Source organism: Sporichthya sp. (genome assembly GCF_013815995.1).
GTDB lineage: Bacteria > Actinomycetota > Actinomycetes > Sporichthyales > Sporichthyaceae > Sporichthya.
On sequence record NZ_JACDFE010000318.1, the window covers coordinates 1 to 3,836 of the forward strand.

Below are 3,836 nucleotides of genomic sequence, written 5' to 3' on the forward strand. Positions count from 1 at the left end.
CGCAGGCGTCATCGTTCGGGAACCAGTCCCGGAACTCCTGCAACGTGCGCGGGTAGTCGACTCCGCCTAGCGGCCGTTCCTTGCTCACACCCGAAATCGTACTGCACTCAAGCAGATATGCAGAACGCTGGGACAAGTTCACCGACCGCCTGGCCGGGTTCAACATCGAGATCTCACTTGCCGGGGTTGTCAAGGTGACCGGGCAGCCCCAAGCCGCGACCGAGAGCACGGTCGTCACCCAGGACATGCTCCGGGCCTTGGTGATCGATGCGACCGAGCAGCTGACCGAAGCCGGTCGGGCGGGGCTGATGCTTACCTTCGACGAACTCCAGGAGGCGCCGGTCGAGGACCTGCGCGTGCTGGTCAATGTGCTGCAGGAGCTGACCGTGTCCGGTCATCCGGTGGTGACGGTCGCCGCCGGACTACCCGCGCTTCCTGAGCGGCTGATGGAGGCGGGTTCCTTCGCCGAGCGCTTCGCTTTCCGGCGCATGCACAACCTCACCCCGCAGGCCGCGATGACCGCCCTGTTGACACCGGCGCAGCGGCTCGGGGTCCGGTGGGCCGAGGACAGTGCCGAGGCCGTGGTGATGCTCTGTGGCGGTTCGCCGTATCTGCTGCAGCTCTACGCTGACGCGGCCTGGCGCGCGGCCGAGCCGCGGGCCGGCGCCACGGTCACCCCCGACCAGGTCGATGCCGGCGTCCAGGACGCCGAACGGGCGCTCTGGGACGGTCAGTACCGCGGCCGGTGGAACCGCGCCACTCCGGCCGAGAAGGACCTCCTCGCCGCCATCGCGCTGAGCCTCGGCGACGAGGGCTTCGCGCGCACGGCCGACATCAGCGCTCAACTGGGAAAGTCGGCGTCACAGCTCAGCCAGTCCCGGGCGGACCTCATCGACAAGGGCCTGGTGGAGGCTGTCGGTCACGGGCAGCTCGCATTCACCGTCCCCGGCTTCGAACGCTTCGTCCGCGCGGTTACCGGCCCTGACGCCCCAGAACCCCGGCCCGGCCGGCATCGGTCCCCGTCGCTCGACACCGGTCGCGGACCTGAGCTCGGCAGCTGACGGTTCGTCAGAACAACGCCAGCGTCTGCTCCGGCGGCCGAAGCGGACCCCCCGGGTGCCGTTGACCCAGGTCGGCTGGACCCTAACCGGGGGTCGCGCGGTGGCGGGATCGGCTCCAGGGGTGCGCACACACTAACCTGCGGCTCCGTGCGGTGCACCAGGAACGCCGCGAGCGGCGGCTGGCAACTGTCCGCCGGCACAGCGGGATCCTCACCGGCGCGTACGGCCCGGACTACTTGCGTGAGCTCCGCGAGGAATGGCCGGCGTGATCGTTCTCGACGCCGGCGTGCTCATCGCCTACCTCGACGCGGACGACGCACATCACGCCGTGGCCCAGGTGCTGCTGGCGGAGGCCATCGACGATGAGTGCGGGGCCAACCCGTTGACCTTGGCCGAGGTCCTGGTCGTTCCCGCTCGTCTCGGCCGGCTCGAAGCAGCGCAGCTGGTTCTGGACGAGCTGGAGGTGAGGGGGCCTTCCCGCCGGATACTGCGGTTCGCCTGGCCCAATTGCGGGCCGAGACCGGGCTGCGGATGCCGGACTGTTGTGTTCTGCTCTCGGCCGAAGCCACCGGAGCCACCGTGGCCACCTTCGACGATCGCCTCGCTGCCTCGGCCGAGGCCCGCAACCTGGCGGTCCGTCGACGCACCCAGAGCAGCTGATGGACAGTCACGGACAGGTCCGGAAACACGAACGCCACGCCCTTGCGTCGCTTGCGCTCCACCACGGCCGCCATCAGCGGTCTCGTCCGCTCGGTCTCATGGACCTCTGGGTGCGCGCGAAGGCCCTAGGTCGACAGCGGCCGTCCAGCGGTGTTTCCCCGATATGTTCCCCAACGACCCTGCACGAGAAAGCCCCCGACCAATTCATACAGGTCAGGGGCCATATCCCATACGTGCGCGAGGGGGGACTTGAACCCCCATGCCCCGGAGGGCACTAGCACCTCAAGCTAGCGCGTCTGCCAATTCCGCCACCCGCGCGCATGCGCTCCGGGAGCCGGATCGCGGCGCCGGAAGCGGGGCAACCTTAGCACCGCCGGGCCGGGCGCCGAGTGCGCGCGCCTCCGCCGGAGGGCAGGATGGGGGGATGAACGCCAGCCCAGACACCAGCTCCGACACCAGCGCAGCGCAGGCCGAGGTCGTCGGCCTCTGCCAGGACCTGATCCGGATCGAATCGGTCAATTTCGGAGACGGCTCGGGGCCGGGCGAACGAGCGGCCGCGGAGTACGTAGCGGAGAAGCTCTCCGAGGTCGGGCTGAGCATCGACATCATTGAGTCCGAGCCCGGCCGGGCCAGCGTCGTCACCCGGATCGCCGGCGCCGACAGCTCCCGCGGCGCGCTCCTGATCCACGGCCACATCGACGTCGTCCCAGCTTTCGCCGACCAGTGGACGCTGCCCCCGTTCGCCGGCGAGATCAGCGACGGCTGCATCTGGGGCCGCGGCGCGGTGGACATGAAGGACACCGACGCCATGGTGCTCGCGGTCATCCGTGACTGGATGCGAAACGGCACCGTTCCCCCGCGGGACATCGTGCTGGCGTTCGTCGCCGACGAGGAGGCCGGCGGCACCTTCGGCGCCCGGTACCTGGTCGACAACCACGCCGACAAGTTCGAGGGCTGCACCGAGGCGATCAGCGAGGTCGGCGGGTTCTCCCTCACCGTCGGCGGCAAGCGGCTCTACGCGATCGAGACCGCGCAGAAGGGCATGGCCTGGATGCGCTTGACCGCGCACGGCCGGGCCGGGCACGGGTCGATGATCGCCGAGGACAATGCCGTCACCGCGCTCTGCGCGGCGGTCGCCCGTTTGGGGGCGCACCAATTCCCGATTCGCATGACGAAAACCATGCAGGCCTTCCTCGACGAGGTCGCGGACATCTTCGGGATCACCCTCGACCCGGACGACATGGACGCCACCGTCGCCCAGCTCGGATCGATGGCGCGGATGATCGGTGCCACCCTGCGCAACACCGCCAACCCGACGATGCTGACGGCCGGCTACAAGACCAACGTCATCCCCGGCGAGGCACACGCGATCGTCGATGGGCGGTTCCTGCCGGGCTACGAGGAGGAGTTCCTCGAGCAGGTGCAGGAGGTCGTCGGGGAGAACATCGAGATCGAGATGCTGCACCACGACAAGGCGCTGGAGACCACCTTCGACGGCGCCCTGGTCGACGCGATGGTCGCCGCCCTGCTCGCCGAGGACCCCGAGGCCAAGGCCATCCCCTACACGCTCTCCGGCGGCACCGACGCCAAATCCTTCTCCGACCTCGGGATGCGCTGCTTCGGCTTCGCCCCGCTCCGGCTGCCGGCGGACATGGACTTCTCCGGCATGTTCCACGGCGTCGACGAGCGGGTCCCGATCGACGGCCTCGAGTTCGGCGTCCGCGTGCTGGACCGCTTCTTGAGGACATGCTGAGCCTGCGCACCTGCTGAGTTCTAGGCGGTGCGGACGGCGCGGATGACGCGGCGGCGCAGGCGGACCCGGCGGCTGCCGTCGGCGAACAGGCGCAGCCAGTCGAGCTCCCAGTGCCCGTACTCGGCCTCGTCCGTGAGGATCCGTAACGCCGCTGATCGAGAGGTGCCCCGCGGCAGGTACAGCGTGCGGAACTCGTACGTGGTCATCAGCGCACATTGTGACGCAGCGGCCCCAGCTAGTGGTGTGTCTCGCAAATAACTAGGTAGTAGTTCGATACTCTCGATCCGTGAGTCACGCTGCAGCGGCATTGACGATGACGGGGGTCCAGCGCGAGACCCTGGACAAGATTGCGCGGTCGCAGA

At 68.9% G+C, this 3,836-nt stretch carries 4 protein-coding genes, 1 tRNA gene and 1 pseudogene; 4 read left to right on the forward strand and 2 right to left on the reverse strand.

The annotated features are described in order from the left end of the window. Positions 1–80: 80 nt before the first annotated feature. The 3 genes and pseudogenes from H0X00_RS22425 (at position 81) to H0X00_RS24030 (ending at position 1,721) form a co-directional block, all read left to right on the forward strand. Positions 81–1,061, forward strand: coding sequence for a hypothetical protein (locus H0X00_RS22425; protein WP_293774993.1), 981 nt, complete (start codon positions 81–83; stop codon positions 1,059–1,061). A 256-nt stretch (positions 1,062–1,317) separates the two neighbouring features. Beyond that, positions 1,318–1,512, forward strand: a pseudogene (locus tag H0X00_RS24025) (PIN domain-containing protein); the annotation flags it as partial. After that, positions 1,428–1,721 carry a PIN domain-containing protein gene (locus H0X00_RS24030; protein ID WP_367186735.1) on the forward strand — a complete coding sequence of 98 codons (294 nt, stop codon included), beginning with the start codon at positions 1,428–1,430 and terminating at the stop codon, positions 1,719–1,721. The pseudogene H0X00_RS24025 and the gene H0X00_RS24030, both read left to right, overlap by 85 nt. A 234-nt stretch (positions 1,722–1,955) precedes the next feature. Here the strand turns inward: H0X00_RS24030 and H0X00_RS22435 are convergent. Further along, a tRNA-Leu gene (locus tag H0X00_RS22435) sits at positions 1,956–2,039 on the reverse strand. Positions 2,040–2,145: 106 nt separating this feature from the next. On the opposite strand from H0X00_RS22435, the gene H0X00_RS22440 reads away from it, so the two are divergent. Continuing rightward, positions 2,146–3,474, forward strand: a complete 1,329-nt coding sequence (locus H0X00_RS22440) for a M20/M25/M40 family metallo-hydrolase (protein ID WP_293774995.1) — start codon at positions 2,146–2,148, stop codon at positions 3,472–3,474. Positions 3,475–3,494: 20 nt separating this feature from the next. Here the strand turns inward: H0X00_RS22440 and H0X00_RS22445 are convergent, their stop codons facing one another. Beyond that, complete coding sequence (locus tag H0X00_RS22445) at positions 3,495–3,680, reverse strand: DUF5703 family protein (protein ID WP_293774996.1); 186 nt, start codon at positions 3,678–3,680, stop codon at positions 3,495–3,497. Between the last annotated feature and the right edge of the window lie 156 nt (positions 3,681–3,836).

Coding starts and splice junctions, on each gene's coding strand:
- H0X00_RS22440 (WP_293774995.1), top strand. CDS start 2,146: ATGAACGCCAGCCCAGACACCAGCTCCGACACCAGCGCAGCGCAGGCC.
- H0X00_RS22445 (WP_293774996.1), bottom strand. CDS start 3,680: ATGACCACGTACGAGTTCCGCACGCTGTACCTGCCGCGGGGCACCTCT.